15 protein-coding genes are annotated in these 19,609 nt (G+C 73.8%); 8 read left to right on the top strand and 7 right to left on the bottom strand.

The window, feature by feature from the left end; all coding sequences use genetic code 11:
* Positions 1 to 550: 550 nt before the first annotated feature.
* The 6 genes from dpgA (at position 551) to GA0070603_RS00290 (ending at position 7,726) form a co-directional block, all read left to right on the top strand.
* On the top strand, positions 551 to 1,693 hold the full coding sequence (gene dpgA / locus GA0070603_RS00315; RefSeq protein WP_208862763.1) for a 3,5-dihydroxyphenylacetyl-CoA synthase DpgA: 1,143 nt from the start codon (positions 551 to 553) through the stop codon (positions 1,691 to 1,693).
* Positions 1,690 to 2,388, top strand: coding sequence for an enoyl-CoA-hydratase DpgB (gene dpgB / locus GA0070603_RS00310; protein WP_208862762.1), 699 nt, complete (start codon positions 1,690 to 1,692; stop codon positions 2,386 to 2,388). The genes dpgA and dpgB overlap by 4 nt, the downstream gene beginning before the upstream one ends.
* A complete protein-coding gene (gene dpgC, locus GA0070603_RS00305; RefSeq protein WP_208862761.1) occupies positions 2,385 to 3,713 on the top strand; it encodes a (3,5-dihydroxyphenyl)acetyl-CoA 1,2-dioxygenase DpgC in 1,329 nt (442 codons plus the stop codon). The genes dpgB and dpgC overlap by 4 nt, the downstream gene beginning before the upstream one ends.
* On the top strand, positions 3,710 to 4,504 hold the full coding sequence (gene dpgD, locus GA0070603_RS00300) for an enoyl-CoA-hydratase DpgD (RefSeq protein WP_208862760.1): 795 nt from the start codon (positions 3,710 to 3,712) through the stop codon (positions 4,502 to 4,504). Before dpgC ends, dpgD begins: the two co-directional genes overlap by 4 nt.
* Before the next feature lie 39 nt (positions 4,505 to 4,543).
* A complete protein-coding gene (locus GA0070603_RS00295; RefSeq protein WP_208862759.1) occupies positions 4,544 to 5,869 on the top strand; it encodes an aminotransferase-like domain-containing protein in 1,326 nt (441 codons plus the stop codon).
* Between the two features lie 864 nt (positions 5,870 to 6,733).
* Entirely contained in the window at positions 6,734 to 7,726 is a 993-nt protein-coding gene (locus GA0070603_RS00290) for a ParB/RepB/Spo0J family partition protein (RefSeq protein ID WP_091305478.1), read from the top strand.
* A 57-nt stretch (positions 7,727 to 7,783) separates the two neighbouring features.
* On the opposite strand, the gene GA0070603_RS00285 is transcribed toward GA0070603_RS00290, so the two are convergent.
* The 3 genes from GA0070603_RS00285 to GA0070603_RS00275 form a co-directional block, all read right to left on the bottom strand.
* Positions 7,784 to 10,474 (bottom strand): helix-turn-helix transcriptional regulator, encoded by a 2,691-nt coding sequence (locus GA0070603_RS00285; protein ID WP_244282324.1) that lies wholly within the window; start codon positions 10,472 to 10,474, stop codon positions 7,784 to 7,786.
* 40 nt (positions 10,475 to 10,514) lie between these two features.
* Positions 10,515 to 11,144, bottom strand: coding sequence for a TetR/AcrR family transcriptional regulator (locus GA0070603_RS00280; RefSeq protein ID WP_091305472.1), 630 nt, complete (start codon positions 11,142 to 11,144; stop codon positions 10,515 to 10,517).
* An 81-nt stretch (positions 11,145 to 11,225) separates the two neighbouring features.
* The gene (locus GA0070603_RS00275) at positions 11,226 to 12,125 is read right to left on the bottom strand and encodes an alpha/beta hydrolase family protein (RefSeq protein ID WP_091305469.1); all 900 of its coding nucleotides are present in this window, start codon (positions 12,123 to 12,125) and stop codon (positions 11,226 to 11,228) included.
* A gap of 137 nt (positions 12,126 to 12,262) precedes the next feature.
* Here GA0070603_RS00275 and GA0070603_RS00270 point away from each other — a divergent pair, with 137 nt between their 5' ends.
* Complete coding sequence (locus GA0070603_RS00270) at positions 12,263 to 13,573, top strand: aminotransferase class V-fold PLP-dependent enzyme (protein WP_244282323.1); 1,311 nt, start codon at positions 12,263 to 12,265, stop codon at positions 13,571 to 13,573.
* 86 nt (positions 13,574 to 13,659) lie between these two features.
* Positions 13,660 to 14,265 carry a hypothetical protein gene (locus GA0070603_RS00265; protein ID WP_139131779.1) on the top strand — a complete coding sequence of 202 codons (606 nt, stop codon included), beginning with the start codon at positions 13,660 to 13,662 and terminating at the stop codon, positions 14,263 to 14,265.
* 1 nt (position 14,266) lies between these two features.
* Here GA0070603_RS00265 and GA0070603_RS00260 read toward each other — a convergent pair whose 3' ends face one another.
* From GA0070603_RS00260 to GA0070603_RS00245, 4 genes are read right to left on the bottom strand one after another with little or no spacing between them, the layout of a single operon-like run.
* Positions 14,267 to 15,427, bottom strand: coding sequence for a glycoside hydrolase family 26 protein (locus GA0070603_RS00260; RefSeq protein WP_091305461.1), 1,161 nt, complete (start codon positions 15,425 to 15,427; stop codon positions 14,267 to 14,269).
* A gap of 57 nt (positions 15,428 to 15,484) precedes the next feature.
* Positions 15,485 to 16,597, bottom strand: coding sequence for a glycoside hydrolase family 26 protein (locus GA0070603_RS00255; RefSeq protein WP_244282322.1), 1,113 nt, complete (start codon positions 16,595 to 16,597; stop codon positions 15,485 to 15,487).
* Positions 16,597 to 17,709, bottom strand: a complete 1,113-nt coding sequence (locus GA0070603_RS00250) for a glycoside hydrolase family 26 protein (RefSeq protein ID WP_091305458.1) — start codon at positions 17,707 to 17,709, stop codon at positions 16,597 to 16,599. The genes GA0070603_RS00255 and GA0070603_RS00250 overlap by 1 nt, the downstream gene beginning before the upstream one ends.
* Positions 17,706 to 19,604: a glycosyltransferase family 2 protein gene (locus tag GA0070603_RS00245; protein WP_091305455.1), complete on the bottom strand. Its 1,899-nt coding sequence runs from the start codon at positions 19,602 to 19,604 to the stop codon at positions 17,706 to 17,708. Before GA0070603_RS00245 ends, GA0070603_RS00250 begins: the two co-directional genes overlap by 4 nt.
* Between the last annotated feature and the right edge of the window lie 5 nt (positions 19,605 to 19,609).

The following is a 19,609-nucleotide window of genomic DNA, read 5'->3' as shown; positions in this document are numbered from 1 at the left end:
GAAGGGGACGCGTCCACGCCGACACGGCAGGGACCGCCGACCATCACCAAGAGGGGTTTCCGTCCGCCGGGCCGGAGGCCGGCGCGAGCGCGACAGCCGTCGCCCCGCCGGACGGAGCCGAGGCCGAGAGCTGCCCGTTTCCTACGCACGGTCACTATGGCCCACCGTCACGGCGTCCATCAATGCGCCGCTACCGGGCCGGTCACGGGCCCGGGGAGGGTTGCTGTGCGACTGCGCTTCGCCGTCAGTTGGACACCCGCCGCGACCGGCCACTGTGCCCGGTCGCCGGTCCGTGCCCGATTGATCGGGGCAGGAAGCGGTGCCACAGTACGATCCGCGCCGCCGCCGGGGTGCCGACGCGGCGCCGAGACCGGTCGGCCCGGGCGCCCCGCCGCCCGCGCCCCGACCCCGCTTCCCCGACCCGCCGCGACGGCCCCGCGCCGCCGACCGCCCGGGGAGGGCCCGCCGTCCGACTGGAGAGGGTGACCGACATGACCACGGTCGTGTGCCGTCCGCGCAGCAAGCCCCGCATGTGGGGATGGACTTTCCGATGACCACCACGCTCAGCGCCCCCGAGCAGGGCGTCCTCCGCCTTCCCGCCACCCGCCCCCGCAGCCGCCCGGCCGCCCCGCCGGCGGCCCGGATCACCGGGGTCGGCACCGCGGTGACCGCCGACTCCTACAGCCAGCGGGAGCTGCTCGACATCTTCGACATCACCGACCCGCGGATCCGGTCGGTCTTCCTCAACAGCGCCATCGACCGCCGGCACCTCACCCTGCCGCCCCGGGACGCCGCCGGCACGGTGCTGCCCGAGAGCCAGGGCGCGCTCCTGGCCAAGCACCGGCGGCTGGCCGTCGAGATGGGCGCGAACGCCGTACGCGAATGCCTCGCCCGCATCGGCGCCGACCCGCGCGACATCGACTACCTGTGCTGCGTCACCACCACCGGCTTCCTCACCCCGGGGCTGAGCGCCTTCCTCATCCGGGAGCTGGGCATCGAGGTCCGCTGCCACCGGGTCGACGTGGTGGGCATGGGCTGCAACGCCGGCCTGAACGCCCTCGGCGGGACCGCCGCCTGGTCCGCCGCCCACCCCGGCCGGCTCGCCCTCATGGTGTGCACGGAGGCGTGCTCCGCCGCGTACGTGATCGACGGGAGCATGCGCACGGCGGTGGTCAACAGCCTGTTCGGTGACGGCGCGGCCGCGATCGCCCTGGTCGCCCCGGCGGACGGCGACGCCGCCGCGGAGCCGGCCGGGCCGCGGATCCTGTCGTTCGCCAGTCACCTGATCACCGACGCCATGGGCGCCATGCGCTACGACTGGGACGACGACCAGCACAAGTTCAGCTTCTACCTGGACCCGGACATCCCCTACGTGGTCGGCGCGCACGCCGAGCGGGTCGTCGACCGGCTCCTCGGCGAGCACCACCTGCGCCGCAGCGACATCCGGCACTGGCTGGTGCACTCCGGCGGGAAGAAGGTGATCGACGCGGTACGCGTCAACCTCGGTCTGTCCCGGCACGACGTCCGGCACACCATCGGCGTGCTGCGCGACCACGGCAATCTGTCGAGCGGTTCGTTCCTCTTCTCCTACCGGCGGCTGATAGAGGAGGGCGTGGTGCGGCGTGGCGACCACGGCGTCATGATGACCATGGGTCCGGGATCCACCATCGAGACGGCGCTGGTCCAGTGGTGACCGCGCCGACCGCGAACGGCTTCGCGGAGACGAGCCCCGAGCCGGACCTGCCGACGTTGCGCGTCGACGGCGCCGCCCCCCTGACCACCGAGACGGTCGCCGCGCTGCGCGCCCTCTGCGACCGGGTGGAGGACCGGGGCGACCGGCTGGTCGTCCTGCACCTGTCGGGCGCGCCCGGTCCGGGCTGGGCCGACGATCTCACCGTCGCCCTGGTCAGTCGCTGGGAACGCGAGCTGCGCCGGTTGGAGTGCCTGCCGGCGACCTCGGTGGCGGTGGCGCACGGCGACTGCGGCGGCGCGGCGCTGGACGCCCTGCTCGCCACCGACCACCGGATCGCAGCCGGCGCGGCCCGCCTGGTGCTGCCGCTGGTCACCGGTGTGACCTGGCCGGGCATGGCCGTCTACCGGCTCACCCAGCAGTGCGCCGACCGGGCCGCCGTCCGCCGGGCGGTCCTGCACGGCACGCCGCTGGACACCGCCACCGCCCTGGCCGGGCACCTGCTCGACGAGGTGACCGACGACGTCCCCGCGGCGCTCGCCGCGGCGGCCGGCCGGGCCGCCGGGCTGCCCGGCGCGGAGCTGGCGGTGCGGCGGCGGCTGCTCTTCGAGGCGGCCACTGCCGGCTTCGACGAGGCGCTCGGCGTCCACCTCGCCGCCTGCGACCGGATGCTGCGCCGGCGGGAGGAGGCGTCGTGACCGGCGTGCTCTCCGAGGCCCCGGCGGCGGAGGCCGTCCGGGCCGACCTGGCCACCGCCCGCGCGGCCCTCACCCGGGAGGCGCGCCGGGTGGAGGCGGTGCTCGCCGCGCTGCCCGTGCCGGACCTGCGCTCGCCGCACCAGCGGGCCGCCGCGGAGAGCGCCAAGGACCGGGTACGCCGGCTGCGCGCGGCCTTCCTCGACGCGCACGTGGACGCCGTCTACGACGAGGTGACCGCCGGCCGGGAGCTGCGGCTGGCCGAGCTCTGCGCGGCGGCCGCCCGGGCCTTCCCCGGGCTGGTGCCCGACGCGGCGCGGCTCAGGGCCCAGCGCGCCCGCCCGCAGCTGCGCAAGGAGGGGCACGAGATCGACCAGGGCCTCTTCCTGGGGCGCGTGCTCGGCTCCCCCACGTCCGGCCGGCGCCTGATGGACGCCATGCTGCGGCCCACGCCCCGGGCCCGGGAGCTGCTGCCCGAGTTCCGTCGCACCGGCGCGCTCGACCTCGGCTCGGTGCGGCTGCGCCGGGAGGACGGGGCGGCGCGGATCACCATGTGCCGCGACGACTGCCTCAACGCCGAGGACGAGCGCCAGGTCGACGACATGGAGACCGCCGTCGACCTGGCGCTGCTGGACCCGGGGGTCGAGGTCGGCGTGGTGCGGGGCGGGGTGATGAGCCATCCCCGGTACGAGGGGCGGCGGGTGTTCAGCGCGGGCATCAACCTCAAGGCGCTGCACGCCGGGCAGATCACGCTGACCGGCTTCCTGCTCCGCCGGGAGCTGGGCTACCTGGCCAAGATCCGGGGCGGGCTGCGCGACGAGGATGCGCCGTGGCACGCGCCGACGGTGCAGAAGCCGTGGATCGCCGCGGTGGACACCTTCGCCATCGGCGGGGGGATGCAGCTGCTGCTGGTCTTCGACCACGTGATCGCCGCCGACGACGCGTACCTCAGCCTGCCGGCCGCCCAGGAGGGGATCGTGCCGGGGGTGGCCAACCTGCGGCTGACCCGGATCGCCGGACCCCGGCTGGCCCGGCAGGTGATCCTGCTGGGCCGCCGCATCCGGGCCATCGAGCCGGAGGCGCGCCTGCTGCTGGACGAGGTGGTGGAGCCGGCCGCGGTGGACGCGGCGGTCGAGGACGCGGTGGCCCGGCTGCGGCAGCCGGCGGTGGCGCCGAACCGGCGGATGCTGAGCGTGGGCGAGGAGTCGCCGGAGGAGTTCCGCCGCTACCTGGCCGAGTTCGCGGTGCAGCAGGCGCTGCGGCTCTACAGCGACGACGTGATCGGCAAGGTGGGCCGGTTCGGCCGCCCGGGAGGACCGCCCCGGTGACCCCCCGCGTGCGGTACGAGAAGGCCGACCACGTCGCCCGGGTGACGCTGGACCGGCCGGAGGTGCTGAACGCGATGGACCTGCGCATGCACGCCGAGCTGGCCGAGGTCTGGGACGACGTGGAGGCCGACGACGACATCCGGGTCGTCGTGCTGACCGGCGCCGGGGACCGGGCCTTCTCGGTCGGACAGGACCTGCGGGAGCGGGCCCGGCTGGACGCCGACGGCGTGCCACCGAGCAGCTTCGGCTCGCGCGGACAGCCCGGCTGGCCCCGGCTCACCGAGCGGTTCGACCTGTCCAAGCCGGTGCTGGCCCGGGTCGACGGGTACGCCCTCGGCGGCGGCTTCGAGCTGGCCCTGGCCTGCGACCTGGTCGTCGCCTCCGACCGGGCCGTCTTCGCCCTGCCCGAGCCGCGCCTCGGTCTGGTGCCGGGGGCGGGCGGGGCGTTCCGGCTCAGCCGGCAGGTGCCGTTGAAGGCGGCGATGGGCTACCTGCTCACCGGCCGCCGGATGGACGCCGGCACCGCCTACGCCCTGGGGCTGGTCAACGAGGTGGTGCCGGCCGCCGAGCTGGACCGTTGCGTGGCCGACTGGGTCGCCGACCTGCTGGCCTGCGCGCCGCTGGCGCTGCGGGCGATCAAGCAGGCGGTGCTGGGGGCGTTGGACCGGCCGCTGCCGGAGGCGTTCGCCGGCCGGTACGGCTGGGAGGAGCGCCGCCGCGCCAGCCGGGATGCCGTGGAGGGCCCGCGGGCCTTCGCCGAGAAACGCGCGCCGGTCTGGCTGGGCCGGTGAGCCCGCGCCAGACCGGTGCGCCACCACGACGGGAGTGAGATGACCACGTTGCCGAATCCGGATTCCGGGCGCGTCCTGCGCCGGGACGAGCTGCACGACAGCCTCTCCGATCCGCTGCTGGACACGATGAACTTCCTCAACGAGGTCACCTCCCGCTACCCGCGGGCGATCTCGTTCGCGCCCGGCCGCCCGTTCGACGGGTTCTTCGACCTCGACCAGGTCTTCGACAGCATCCGCGCGTACCTGGACCACCTCGCCGCGCAGGGCCGCTCCCCCGCCGCCATCAAGGACGCGATGTTCCAGTACGGCCCGGCAGCCGGCCGGATCCGCGAGATCATCGCCGACTGGCTGCGCCGCGACGAGGGCATCGACGTGCCGGCGGAGTCGGTGGTGGTCACGGTCGGCTGCCAGGAGGCGATGGTGCTGGCGCTGCGGGCCCTCATCCGCGGCCCGGAGGACGCTCTGCTCGTCTCCAGCCCCTGCTACGTCGGCATCACGGGCGCGGCCCGGCTGCTCGACATCGCGACCACGGCGGTGCCGGAGCGGGAGGACGGGTTCCACCCGGAGGACCTGGTGGCCGCGCTGCGCGCCGAGCGGGCGCGGGGTCGCCGCCCCCGGGCGTGCTACGTCATCCCCGACCACACCAACCCGTCGGGGCTGTCGATGTCGCTGGCGGCCCGGCACGAGTTGCTCCGGCTTGCCGAGGAGCACGACTTCCTGGTGCTGGAGGACAGCCCGTACCGGCTGGTGAGCCCGGGCCGCCAACTGCCCACGCTCAAGTCGCTGGACACCGCCCGGCGGGTGGTGCACCTCGGCTCGTTCTCCAAGACGCTCTTCCCCGGGGCGCGGGTGGGCTTCGCCGTGGCCGACCAGGAGGTCGCGGACGGCGCGGGCGGCACCGGCCTGCTGGCCGACGAGCTCAGCAAGATCAAGAGCATGGTCACCGTGAACACCTCGCCGCTGAGCCAGGCCGCGGTGGCCGGCATGCTGCTCGCCGCGGGCGGGACGGCCGCCGACCTGAACGCCGAGACGTCCGCCTACTACGGCGAGGCGATGCGGCACACCCTGAAGCGGCTCGACGAGCGGCTGCCGGCGCCGCGCCGGTCCGAACTGGGCGTGCGGTGGAACCGGCCGGCCGGCGGGTTCTTCCTCGCCCTGACGGTGCCGTTCCGGGCCGACAACGCCGCGCTGGCCCGCTGCGCCCGGGACTTCGGCGTGATCTGGACGCCGATGTCGTACTTCTATCCGGAGGGCGGCGGCAAGCACGGGATCCGGCTGTCGATCAGCTACCTCACCCAGGAGGAGATCGACGAGGGCGTCACGCGGCTCGCCCGGTTCGTCGAGGCGGAGGCGGCCGCGTCCTGATCCGCTCGGAGGGAGGTGGCGGCGCGAAAACGCGTCGCCACCTCCTTCTCTGTGAATAGGGCGGCGAGAGAGACCACCGATGTGTGGCGCTCGCCACACGGCGTCGGGACGCCGATATCCGACAGCGGGTTGGGCGGCCGAATGTGTCCGGCCACCCGCTCGACGCGCCGCAATCCCGTGCCGGAACCGCGCGATGACCTGCGAATTCGGCGGAAAGCACGGAGGACGGGCCAGCCCTCCGCAGTATCCGTTTACGCACGTATCTCGGCGGCGCCCCCGTCCACCAATCTTTTCCTACTGGTTAACCGAACCGTGATGTGCGAGGGATTTACGCGAACGCCACCGCCGCGGGTTGACGGACCGTGTGCGGCGCCTTCGGCGTCCAGTCGCACGCAGACCGGCAATCCCGTGCCTATTTGTCCGGACACAGCCGGTCAGTACCGGCATCCGCTGCGAACCCGGCAAGCACCTCATCTGCCGCAGATTCGGTCGCCCAGGTCCTGCCCGGCGTCCGAAAAAACCGTCACGCCAGCATTCATCAGGAATGGCGGACACCACGCATCGCCACCGATCGGGAACCGTGCGCTTTGGGTATTGTGTCCCGTTCGCGCGCCACTCGTACGTGCGGATCATGGATCGACGCCGCGGTCAAGCGCTCCGCAGTCGCGTCCCGCACTAATCCCGCGTGCAATACTTTGCAGCGGAGCCCCGTGGTGGATAGAGTCAGTCATCGATACGTCGCGGCGTTACGCGAGCGGTCGGTCCCGTTCAACGCCAGGTCGACACATCACCGCGCTGAGGGGAATCAGAGCCAACGGGGGGTTGGTGTTGGAACATCAGATGGTAAACGATTTCGCTGATCGAATGAAGGCGGAGCAGAATTACAGCGAACTGATTGATAAATTGCCCATCGAACAACTGCCCGTCGAATCGCTCCAGATGCTCGACTCACCCCGCCTGCACGGCGAGAACCCCGAGCACACGCGCATGCTGGCCAGCATCGACGCCCCGCTCCCGCCGATCATCGTGCACCGCGCCACCATGCGGGTCATCGACGGGGCGCACCGCCTCGGCGCCGCCCGGATCCGCGGTGACGAGGTCATCGAGGCGCGGATGTTCGAGGGCTCCGAGCGCGAGGCGTTCGTCCTCGGCGTCAAGGCGAACATCGCGCACGGCCTGCCGCTGTCGGTGGCCGAGCGCACCACCGCCGCCGAACGCATCATCACCAGCCACCCGTCCTGGTCGGACCGGACCATCGCGGCGTCCACCGGGCTGAGCGCCCGCACCATCGGCAACATCCGCCGCCGCCTGGAGTCCCAGGGCGGCGCGGGCGAACAGGTGACGGCCCGCATCGGCCGGGACGGGCGGGTCCGGCCACTGAACAACGTGGAGGGCCGGCTCAAGGCGGTCAGTTACATCAAGAGCCAGCCCGACGCGTCACTGCGGGAGATCGCCAAGAACGCCGGGGTGTCCCCGTCCACGGCACGCGACGTGCGCAACCGGCTGCAACGGGGCGAGGACCCGCTGCCGCCCGCCCGGTGCGCCACCAACCGGCGCCCCGGCGGGGCGCACCTCACGCTCGAACCGAAGGACCCCCCGCCCGCGCCCCGACCGAACCTCGTCTCCATGCTCCAAGGGCTCAAGCAGGACCCGTCGCTGCGCTTCACGGACTCCGGGCGGGAGCTGCTGCGCTGGATGTTCGCCCGCGCCATCCAGAACAACGAATGGGACGGGCTGGTCGAGAAGGTACCGCCGCACTGCGCGTACGTCATCGCCAACGTGGCGCGGCAGTGCGCGCAGGAGTGGCAGGAGTTCGCCGAGACGCTGGAACAGCAGGGCGCCGATCGCAGCGCCTGAGCCGGACACACCCAGGTGTGCGACTGCGGACCGTCCGCAGTCGCACACCTGCAAGCCCTAGGCGAAGAGGCGGGCCAGCTCGGTGCGGGAGCGGACGCCGAGCCGGTGGAAGATGTTGCGCAGGTGGTGGTCGATGGTCCGGGTGGAGAGCGACATCCGGCTGGCGATCTCCCGGTTGGTGGCTCCCTCGGCGACGAGTTGGGCGATGTGCAGCTGCTGGCCGGTCAGCAGCTGCGCCGGCGGCCGGTGCGAGAAGCCGACCGACTCCCCCGCCGCGCGCAGCTCCGCGCCGGCCTGTTCGGCCCAGACCGTCGCGCCGAGCAGGGTGAACGTCTCCCGTGCCCGGTGCAGGTACGCCCGGGCGTCCCGCGGCCGGCGGGCCCGGCGCAGGTCCCGGCCGAACAGCAGCTCGGTGCGGGCCCGCTCGAACCGGTCGGTGTCGGTGGGGTGCAGCCGCAGCGCCGTGCGGAACTCCCGCTCGGCCTCGGCGCTGCCCCGGGGCGCCAGCAGCGCGTGGCAGCGGGCGGAGAGCGCGCGCCGTGACGGGCTGGCCGTGCTGCTGGCCCAGCGGTCGAAGACGGCGAGCGCGGCGGTGGGCCGCCCGCCGTCGTGGGCGGCGGCCTCCACCAGGTAGGGCGTGGCCATCACCTGCACGAGCACCTGACCTCGGGCGGTGCCGGTGCGGGCCAGCGACGCCAGCCGGGCGGCCGCGTCGGCGTGCCGGCCGTCGACGAGGTCGAGCACGCCGAGCGCCCACTGCGCGTACGCGTAGGGGCGGCTGCCCGGGGTGGCGCCGTCGCCGATCTCGGCGATGCGGGCGAGGCTGGTGGCCCGGTCGGCCCGTACGGCGGCCAGCACGGCGAGGATGCCCAGGTGGACCCGGGCGCAGGTGCGCTGGCCGGTGGCGCGGGCGGTCGCCAGCCCCTCGCGGGCGGTCTCGGCGGCCGTGGCGTGCCGGCCCAGCCAGTACTCGGCGACCGCCCGCAGCTCCAGGGCGCGGGGCAGCACGGAGAGGTCGCCGCGGGCCCGGGCCAGCTCGACGGCGCGGTCGGCGAGCCGGTGCGCCGCGCCGTCCACGGCCACCAGCAGTCCGGCGACCGCGCCACAGAGCAGCGCGGCCGGGGTGAGCGCCGGTCCGGCCAGCCGACCGCCCAGCACGACGACCCGGCGCAGGGCGGGTCCACCCTGGTCGTGGTCACCGCGCAGGGTCGCCCCGACGCCGGCCGCGAACGTGGTCAGCAGTTCCAGGGCCGGCGGGTCGCCGGGTCGGCGCAGCGCCCACGCCCGTCGGGCCACCTCGGCGTACCGGTAGTGGTCGCCGGTGAGGCAGATGGCCTCGCCCGCCCGGACCAGGCCGAGCAGGGCCGCACCGCGGTCGACCGGTGCGACCGCCCGGGCGGCGGCGAGAAGCGTGGCGACCGCCGTGGTCGGTGCGTCGCAGCGCAGTTGCAGCTCGCCGCGCAGCAGGTCGGCGTGGCCGGCCGCGACCGGGTCGGCGGGTAGCCCGGCGAGCAGGCGTCGGGCCTCGTCGGGGTGGCCGGCCGTCCAGGCGCAGCGGGCGGCGGCGACCGCCCGTTGGACGGTGCGGGCGGGGTCGTCGCTGAGTTCGGCGGCGCGGCGCAGCGCGGCGGCGGCGTCGGTTCGGTCGGCGTCGTCGGCGGCCGCCGCCTCCAGTTCGTCGGCGAGGGCCGGGTCGGGGCCGTCGGTGGCGGCGGCGCGGTGCAGGGCCCGGCGCAGCGGCCGGCCGTCCAGCGCCCGGGCCAGCATCAGGTGGGCCGCCCGCCGGTCGGCCAGCGGCGTGACGGCCCCGATCATCGTCCGGGCCAGGGGGCTGGGGAAGGTCACGCCCGCCGGGCCGGCGCGCAGCAGGCCGGCGGCCTCGGCCGGCGCGAGCGCCTCGACGGACAGTCCGGCGGTCCGCGCGGCGCGGGCCAGGGTGGCCGGGTCCCCGTCGCTGTCGAGCGCGGCGAGCAGCAGCACCCGGCGGGTGTCCGCGGGAAGCCGGTCGAGGCGGGCCCGGTAGGCGGCGCCGAGCGCCCCGTCGGCCGGTGGGCCCGCGGGCGGCGGTTCCTCACCGTGCCACTGCGCGGGGGTGAGCGCGTCGGCGAGGTCGACGAGCCCCTGCGGGTTGCCGCAGCTGGCCGCCGCCAGGGCGGCGGCCACCGCGGCCGGCGGCGGCGTGGGCCGGCGGTCGGCGAGCAACGCCGCGCACTGCTCCTCGTCCAGCGGGGACAGCCGGTGGGCCGGGATGCCGTCGGCGGCCGCCGCGCCGCCGGCGGTGAGCAGGAGCGCGACCGGCAGCCGGTGCAGCCGGCGGGCCACGACGGCGAGCGTCTCGGCGGTCTCCGGGTCGCCCGCGTCGACGTCGTCCATCGTGCACAGCACGGGGCGGTCGCGGGCCGCGGCGGCCAGCAGGGCGAGCACGGCGGTGGCCAGGGCCAGCCGCCGCGCGGCCGGGCAGCCGCCGCCGGCGAGGGCGCGCCGCAGCACCCGCCGCTGCGGGTCGGGCAGCGAGCCGGACCGGTCGAGCACCGGATCGAGGAGGCGTTGCAGGCCGGCGTACGGCAGGGTCGCCTCGGCGGCCAGCCCGGCGCCGGCGAGGACGGCCCGCTCCCCGGCGTGCCGCCGGGCGTACGCCAGCAGCGCGCCGCGTCCGGAGCCGGGCTCGCCGTGCAGGAGCAGTGCGCCGCCGTCCGGCCCGTCGAGAAGGTGACGGATCGCCCGGCACTCGCCGTCGCGACCGTGCAAGGTTATTTGCACTCTCAATGCACTAACCATGCGTTCAGTTTTACCTCTCGGCAACCTCCCGGAAAAGAGCCGGCCCCGCGGGATCCGCCAGCAACGCCGCCACGGTGCGCGCCATCACGGCCCGGGCGGCGCCCACGTCGAGCCCCAACCCGTCGCGCAGCATGGACCAGGCCGACCACATGCTCGCCGCCACCAGCGCGTGCACCAGGTGCTCCCGCCCCGCACCGGCCCGGTCCAGCTCGGCCGCGAAGAGCCGTTCGACCTCGTTGCGGACTCGATCGACGTGCTTGAGGCGGTTGCGGTGCAGTTGCGGCGAGAGCGGCTCGCGCAGTTGCGCGGCCCGGGCGGAGGGGGCGATGAGCTGCAGCAGCCGGGCCCGCTGCCGACAGTAGGCGTCGACACGCTCGGCCAGCGGCAGCGCCGCCGGGACGGGCCGCCACGCGGCGTCCTGCCGGCGGAGCAGTTCCTCGCCGCTGGCCTCGAAGAGCGTCTCCATGTCCTTGAAGTTGGTCCACAGCGTGCGGAGCGAGACGCCGGCCCGCTCGGCGATCCGATCGCCCGTCGGCCGCAGGTCACCCTCGCCGACCAGCCCCAGGTGCGCCTCGACGATCGCCGCCCGGGTACGCGCGGCCCGCGCGGTCCGTCCGTCGACCCGGCCGGTGGCGCCCATCCCGTCCGCCTCCTTTGTGCACACCGAGTGTAGACAGGTTGGCGGGGCGGCCACCGTGGCGGCCGCCCCGCGTTTCGCGGCTCAGGAACTGGGGCAGGTGTTGCGGTACTCCTCGATGGCCAGCCCGCTCGGGCCCGGGCAGAGGAACTGCTCGTACCGGGTGTCGTTGTCGACGAAGCGCTTCAGCCAGGCCACCATCTGCTTGGCCATCGGCGTGTTCACCGACTGCGGGAAGAAGTGGCTCGCGCCGTTCAACTCCAGGTACGCCTTCTCGGACGACGCCGGGATGCTGTTGTAGAACGGCTCCGAGTGGGTGGCGACCGGGGCGACGGTGTCGCTCTCGCCACCGACGATGAGCGTCGGCACCGTCACCCCGCTCCAGGTCTTGTCCAGGTTCCACGGAGCGAGCGGGACGGCGGCCTGCAGCGACGGCCGGGCGGCGGCCGCCTCCAGGGTGCCGCCCCCGCCCATGGAGTGCCCGGCCACGGCGAGCCGGCTGGCGTCGATGCGGCCGCGCACGCTGCTGCGCTGGGTCAGGTAGTCCAGCGCGGCCAGGAGTTGGCGCCCCCGGCTGTCGGGCTGGTCGAGCAGGGTGTTGGTCTCGATGCCGATGACCACGAAGCCGTGCGAGGCGATCCGCGGTCCGAGCCAGCTGAGGCTCGACCAGGTGGCCGTGTAGCCGGGCGAGATGGCGATGGCGCCGAAGGTGCCCTCGCTGGTGCTGGTCGGGTAGTAGACGACCCCGCCGCCGAAGCCGGTGACGCTCAGCGAGGAGACGCTGTAGGACGAGGTGGCGAAGGGGCCGCGGCTGGCCTCCAGGATGGCGCTGGTGGGCGCGGGTCCGCGCTCGTAGGGGTTGTCGGCGGCCTGCGCGCCGGCCGGGACGGCCACGGCGCCGCCGACGGCCAGGACGGCCGCCACGGCGAGCCGCGCCAGGGCGGTGACGGGGGTACGGGGACGGGTGGTGGTGGCTGATCGCACGTCGGTTGCTCCTTGTCGGGTCGGAGATCCATCGACATGTGTCAGTATTGGAGCTGGTCGCGGGCGGCCGCATCGGCGAAATCACCTGTCGTCGGCGCGGTGACCTGACCGTGACGTGGACAGTGGACGATGGGCGGATGCAGCTCACCCGACGGAATCTGCTCGGCGTGACCGCGGCGGCCGGGGTGACCGGCCTGGCCACCGGCTGCGAGCCGGAGCGACCGGAGGCGGCCGACCCGGCGGCGAGCGACGCGCCGGCCCTGGACCCGGCGAACTGGGACAGCGTGCGGGCCCAGTTCGCGCTCGACCGCGGCCGCGCGCACCTGGCCACCTTCGTCTTCGCGCCCCACCCCGCCCCGGTCCGCGCCGCCGTCGCCGCACACCGGGACGGGCTCGACCGCGACGCGATGGGCTACCTGGGCGCCAACGAGGAACGCCTCGACGGCGCGGTGCTCGGGGCGGCGGCCCGCCACCTCGACACCCGCCCCGACCAGATCGCGCTGACCGACTCGACCACGATGGGCCTCGGGCTGGTCTACACGGCGGTCCGGCTGGGGCCGGGAGACGAGGTGCTCACCACCGAGCACGACTTCTACGCCACCCACGAGTCGCTGCGGCTGCGCGCCGAGCGGGACGGGGTGACCGTGCGCCGGGTGCGCCTCTACCGCGACCCGGCGGTGACAAGCGTCGACGAGATGGTCGGCAACCTCGCGGCCGCGGTGTCCGCCCGCACCCGCGTGGTCGCCCTGACCTGGGTGCACTCCAGCACCGGGGTGAAGCTGCCCGTCCGGCGGCTCGCCGAGGCGGTCCGCGCCCGCAGCCCCGAGGCGCTGGTCTGCGTCGACGGGGTGCACGGCTTCGCCGCCGACGCGGCGACCCCGGAGCAGCTCGGCTGCGACGTGCTGGTCTCGGGCTGCCACAAGTGGCTGCTGGGGCCGCGGGGCACCGGGCTGGTCTGGGGCAGCACCAGGGCGTGGAGCCGGATGACAGCGGTCATCCCCACCTTCGACCGGCGCAGCATCGGCCGCTGGCTGTACGCCGGCACGGGCGGGCAACCCACGCCGCCGGGGCCCGCGCACACGCCCGGCGGCTACCACAGCTTCGAGCACCGGTGGGCGCTCGCCGACGCGTTCGAGTTCCACCGGCGGATCGGTCCCGACCGGGTCGCCGCCCGCAACCGCGAGCTGGCCGACCGGCTCAAGGAGGGCCTCGCCGGCATCCGCGGCATCCGGCTGGTCACCCCGCGCTCGGCCGAGCTCTCCGCCGGGGTGGTCTGCTGCCAGGTGCCCGACATCCCGCTGGGTGAGGCGGTGGGCCGGCTGTACGCCGCCGGCGTGATCGCCAGCAGCACCCCGTACAACCCGTCCTACCTGCGCTTCGGCGCGACCATCGCGAACAGCGAGGCGGACGTCGACGCGGCGCTCAGGGCGGTACGCGGGCTGGTGTGAGCCCGATCCGTCCGGGCCCCCAGGTGTGCCGTCGCCCTGTCGGGGAATGGCACGGCGGCGGACCGGCGACGGGCGACGGAGGTCAGGTGGGCAGTGGGAGGCAGGATCCGCGCGAGGCGGCAGAGGGTGACCGCCGGCAGCCCGCCGGCGCGCACCACAGCGCCCCGACGATGTCCGACCCGGATGTGGTCCTCCAGATCCCCCACCTGCGGGTGGACGACGTCTGCGTGGAGGGCGACGATGTCGACGCGCATGTGTCGCTGCGCGCCCGGCTGGGCAGCCTGCTCCAGCTCGACGTCGGGGTGCAGGCCCGGCTGGGCACGGCCCGCGTCGACGTCCGGGGCGTGACGACGGAGGCGATGCTGGAGGTCCGGCTCGACGAGCTGAACGGCATCCTCGACCGGGCCCTGAGCACCGTCGACCGCAACCCGCAGATCGTCGAGGCGGCGGTCGGGACCGTCGACACCACTGTCGACCAGGAGGGCCGGACCTCCCAGCAGGCGCTCGGCCCGCAGGAGCCGCCGTCCCGGACGCTCCAGGAGGCGGCCGACGCCGCGGGTGGGGCGGCCGGCCCGCCGGGGCGTACGGCCTGGCGGCGCATGCGGAAGCTCGCCGGGAACGGCCGCCCGCTGCGACGGGTGGCGGCGCGGCTGCTGCCCCGATCCGGCCGCCCGCCGGGGTGCGACGGGTGAGCTACTCCAGCTCGGTGCGCGGGAGCAGGTCGGGTGACCAGCGGAGGTCGTAGCGCGGCGCGGCGACCGACTGGGCGAACGCGGTAGCGGCGGCGGGTGAGCCGGCGATACGCCAGTCCACCTCCTTGTCGACCTCGAACCAGATGAGCCCGATGACGTCCCGGTGTTTCGGCAGCGCCCGGAAGGTCTCCCGGATCCACTGGGCCTTGCGGCCGTCGGCGTCGCTGGCGCCGGTCTCGGTGACCACCAGCGGCCGGCGGCTGAAGGTGCGGATCTCCGCGATGGTGGGGCCGAAGATGGCGTCGAAGGACGAGTATCTGGACCACGTTCCGGTGCCGTAGTAGCCGGTGGTGCCCACCCAGTCGACGTAGTCGTCGCCCGGGTAGAAGCCGGAGAGGTGGGCGGTCGTCTTGCTCCACCTGGCGTTCGGGCTCCACACCCAGATGACGTTTGTGGCTCCCGCCCGCTCGAAGAGGTCGTGCACGTGCCGCCACGCCTCGACGTACTCGCCGGGCCGGTTGCCGTTGGCCTTCTCGCACCACGGGTACCAGTCGCCGTTCATCTCGTGGGCGAACCGGATGGCGACCGGGTAGCCGAGCGACTTCACGCCCTCGGCCCACGAACGCAGGTAGCCGTCGAAGTCGCCGTTCACGATCCGCGACAGCCGGTAACGCGGCTGGGTGGACCGCAGCCGGTCGATCTGGCGGGCGCTCAGCTTCTTCTGCTTCCGGGCCGCCTGGTCCACGCGGTAGTCCCAGGGCTCCCAACCCAGCATGGGCAGCATGCCGCGATCCTTGATCCGGTCGAAGAGCACCCGGTCGAACGTGCCGGACTCCCAGCCCAGGCCGAAGAGCATCACCTGCGGCTCGCGCCGTGCGGCCGCGGCGAAGCGGTCCACCGCCGTGAAGTCGTACGGCCCCTTGTCCGTCATCACGCCGAAGAACGCCTTGCCGGCGGGCGGGAAGAACTCCACGGCCGGTTGGAGTGGCGGGCCGTCGGCGCCAGCCGGCACCACCGTGCCCGATTCGGCTGTCGTCGGCGGGCCGGACGCGGCGCCCTTCCCGCCCCGGCCCGCGGTGACCGGCGCCAGGGCGAAGGCGTAGGCCAGCAGCAGCGCGGCGATCGCCACCATGAAGACCCGCGGCCGGGTCAACCGAACCACGTCATGACCCTCTCCACCCAGCGAGTTTATCCCCATTGCCCCTTTCTGTCCGGAAAACTAGCTTCCCACCGTTGCGCGCGGGCGCATGTCGGGCGACCAGCCGAACCGGTAGCGGGGGTCGGCGACCGCCGCGGCGAAGGCCCGCGCCACGGCCGGCGAACTGACGATGCGCCAGTCCAGTTCCTTGTCCACCTCGAACCAGATGAGCCCGATGATCTCCGGGTGGCGTGGCAGCGCGCGGAAGGTCTCGGTGATCCATTCGGCCTTGCGCCCCGTGGCGTCGGAGGCGCCGGTCTCGGTCACGACAAACGGTTTGCCGCTGAACGCGCGGATCTCGGTGATGGTGGGGCCGAAGATCTCGTCGAAGGACCGGTAGTCCGAGTGGAACCCGATGCCGTAGTAGCCCGAGAGCCCGACCCAGTCGACGTAGTCGTCGCCCGGATAGAACCCGGAGAGCTTCGGCGTCGAGTCGTCCCACCTGGCGTTCGGGCTCCACACCCAGGTCACGTTGGTGGCCCCGGCCGCCCGGAAGACGTCGTGCACGTGGCGCCACGCCCGGACGTACTCCCCCGGCCGGTTGCCGTTGCTCGCCTCGGACCACGGATACCAGTCACCGTTCATCTCGTGCGCGAACCGGATGGCCACCGGATAGCCGAGCGACCTGATCCCGTCCGCCCAGGACCGCAGGTAGCCGTCGAAGTCCCCGCCGGCGATGCGGGACAACCGGTAGGTGGGCTGGTTCGACCGGAGCTGATCGATCTCCCGGACCGGCAGGCCCTTCCTGCGGGCCGCCTCGTCCACCGTGTTGTCCCAGGGCTCCCAGGCCAGCAGCGGCAGCATGCCGCGGTCACGGATCCGGTCGAACCGCGTCCGGTCGAACCTGTCGGTCCCCCACCACGAGCTGAACATCATCACCTGCGGCCGGTACCTCGCGGCCGCCGCGAACGCGTCCGCCGCCGCGAAGTCCTGCGGGCCCTTCTCCGTCATGACGCCGACGAACGCCTTGCCGGCCGGCGGGAAGAGTTCCGCGGCCGGCCCGGCCTCCGCGCGCCGGTCGGGCCGGGCGTCCTCCCGGTCTCCGAACACGGTGGCCGGCGCCATGGCGACCGCGTAGGTCAGCAGCGGCGCGCCGACCAGCACCATGAGGACCCGGGGTACGGTGACCCTCATCAGTCCGCCAGATTCGTGCGCGGGAGCATGTCCGGCGACCAGGTGACCTGGTAGCGGGGAGCGGCGACGGCCCCGGCGAAGGCCGCCGTCACGGCCGGGGAACTGACGACGCGCCAGTCGAGTTCCTTGTTCACCTCGAACCAGATCAGACCGATGATGAACGGATACCGGGGCAGGGTCTGGAAGGCCTCCGTGATCCATTCCGCCTTCCGCCCGATGTGGTCGGAAGCGCCGGTCTCGGTGACGACCATCGGCTTCCTGCTCACGGTGCGGATCTCGGCGATGGTCTTCTCGAAGACCTCGTCGAAGGAGAGGTACGGCGCGAAGTCGTACTTGCCGTAGTAGCCCGTGACGCCCACCCAGTCCACGTAGTCGTCGCCCGGGTAGTAGGTGGAGATGGCGGGGGTCAGGTCGGTGTACCTGACGTTCGGGCTCCACACCCAGGTGACGTTCGTGGCGCCGGCCGCCCGGAACACGTCGTGCACGTGGCGCCAGGCCTTCACGTAGTCACCCGGCTGGTTGCCGTTGACCAGCTCGCACCACGGGTACCAGTAGCCGTTCATCTCGTGGGCGAAGCGGATGGCCACCGGGTAGCCGAGCGACTTCACGCCCTCGGCCCAGGACCGCACGTACGTGTCGAACTCGCCGCCCGCGATGCGGGACAGCCGGTAGTCGGGCTGATCCGAGCGGATCGCGTCGATCTGCTGGGCGGTCAGCTTCTGCTGCCGGGCCCGTTCGTCGAGGCGGTAGTCCCAGGGTTCCCAGCCCAGCATCGGCATCATGCCGCGGTCGCGGATCCGGTCGAAGAGCGCCCGGTCGAACGTGGCGGACGCCCACCCCTCGCTGAAGAGCATGAGCTGCGGCTGGTGCCGGGCGGCCGCCGTGAACCGGTCCACAGGCGTGAAGTCGTGGGGACCCTTGTCGGTCATGACACCGATGAAGGTCTTCCCCGCCGGCGGGAAGGGTCCCCGGGGTCGGGGCGCCTTCGCCTCGGCCGTCACCGTCCCGCCCCGGCGCTCGGGGCTGACGGTGGGCGCCACGGCGAAGGCGTACGTCAGCAGCAGCGCGCCGGCCAACACCAGCACGATCCGCGGAAAGGTGAACCTGATCATCGCAGGACCTCCTCGACGGCGACCCGTGACCTCGGCGGATGGACCTCCTCGGCCTCCGCGCGAGCGGGGGCGGGCACGTCCGCCTCGTCGTCCTGCCGGCCGGCCCGCAGGTTCGACACGAGCGCGATCAGTGGCGGACCGAGACCGGTCAGGAGGGTCAGCACCGGCCACACCCGCAGCAGGGGTGAGCTGTTGTCCAGCACGACGCTCGCGCCGAGCAGGGCGGCGGAGACGCCCGCCCAGCAGAGGTGGAGCCGGAACGTGCGGAACGACTCGATGGTGCGCAGCCGCCCCTTGGCCGTCACCACGAACCCGAGTTTGCGGCGCAGCAGAGCGGTGAACCCGGCGGCCACGTAGACGGGCCCGGCGAACAGCGCCAGCGCCATGCCGACCAGGCCGATCTCCTCCCGTTCGTGCGGGGCGATGTTGAAGCGGCGCAGCCAGAGCCACAGCACGAACCAGGTGCCGAAGGTCGAGCCCCAGAGCACCGCCCACACGGTGACGTCGAGCTGCGCCGAACCGATCCCGGTGAGCAGGTACATGGCGGTGGCGAGGTTGCCCAGCAGCAGGCTGACCGCGACGCTCGGGTAGTAGAACTGGAGCAGGCGGTACTGCCAGCGGCGCCGGGACGGCAGCTCGCGCGGTGCGCGCAGTTCGGGCCGGACGAGGATCTCGCAGATCCCGGCGGCCCAGCGCTTCTGCTGGTTGAAGTAGTCCGCCCAGGAGGTCGGGCCCTCGCCGATGGCCACCACGTCGGGCGTGTAGACGCCCTTCCACTTGTTGCCCGTCTCGGGGTTGGTCGCGGCGTGGATCCGGATGCTGGTCAGGTGGTCCTCGATGATCGAGTCCTGGTAGCCGCCGATGGTCCGCCAGGCCGCCGGCCGGTAGAGGTGGCCGGTGCCGGTGAGCAGCGGCGCGTCCAGCCCGTTCCCGCCACGGGCGATGAGGCCGTTGTAGAGGTACTGCTGCACGGAGGCGCCGTGCGCGACGAAGTTCTGGTGCATGTTTCCGTACACCTGGGGGGTCACCACGAAGGCGACGTCCGGGTCGCGGAAGTAGCCGAGGGTGCGTTCGAGGAAGTTGGGCAGCGGGACGTGGTCCGGGTCGACGTTGGCCACCACGTCGTACCGGTTCTCGTGCTCGGCCCGCCAGGCGTTGTGGTTGCCGGACTTGGTCCGGGCCCGGAACTCCCCGCCGGGCTGGTTGTACTCCGGCCGGCCCTTGCGGCTGAAGTGGTGGACGCCGAGCCGCGCGGCCATCTCCTTCACCGCGGGGTCGTCCCCCTCGTCGAGGATCCAGACGTCCACCTGGCCGCAGTAGACGAGCTGGCGCAGCCGGCGCAGCGTCCGCTCCGCCACGTCGAGCGGCTCCTTGCTCGGCACGATCGTGGTGAGCAGGGCCACCCGCAGGCCGACCGGCGGGTCGACCGGCACCGGGTCCCGGGCGTGGAACGCGAACACCCACACCACCACGTTCTGCGCCAGGCGGATCAACTCGACGCCGACGACCACGCAGAAGGCCAGCCGGGCCGCGATCGTCTCCCAGCCGCCGGGCCCGACCACGCCGGGGCCGGGCACGTGCTGCGGCAGCAGCAGCCAGCCGACGAACAGCAGCCCGGCCGCGCTGTTGACCAGCACGAGCAGGGTCAGCACCAGCCGCGCCGCGGGCGAGGCGACGTGCCGGAACTCCACGGCCGCGCCGGCGCGCCCCGGCGCGACCAGCGGCCCCGCGGTGGCGCCGCACCTGGCGTACGCGAGGCGGGCCCGGATGTTCAACTGCCGCCGGTCCGGTCCGTTCCGGGCGGGCGGTCCGCCCGGGGCGGGCGCCGGTGGGCGGTTGCCCGAGGTGCCCGGTGTGGTGGTCCGGGACGGACGTGTGTCGGCGGCGATGGCCACATTTC

It is taken from the genome of Micromonospora chersina, assembly GCF_900091475.1.
Taxonomy (GTDB): domain Bacteria; phylum Actinomycetota; class Actinomycetes; order Mycobacteriales; family Micromonosporaceae; genus Micromonospora; species Micromonospora chersina.
The sequence above is the reverse complement of the archived record's forward strand: the minus strand, read 5'-3'. Positions and strand labels throughout refer to the sequence as shown.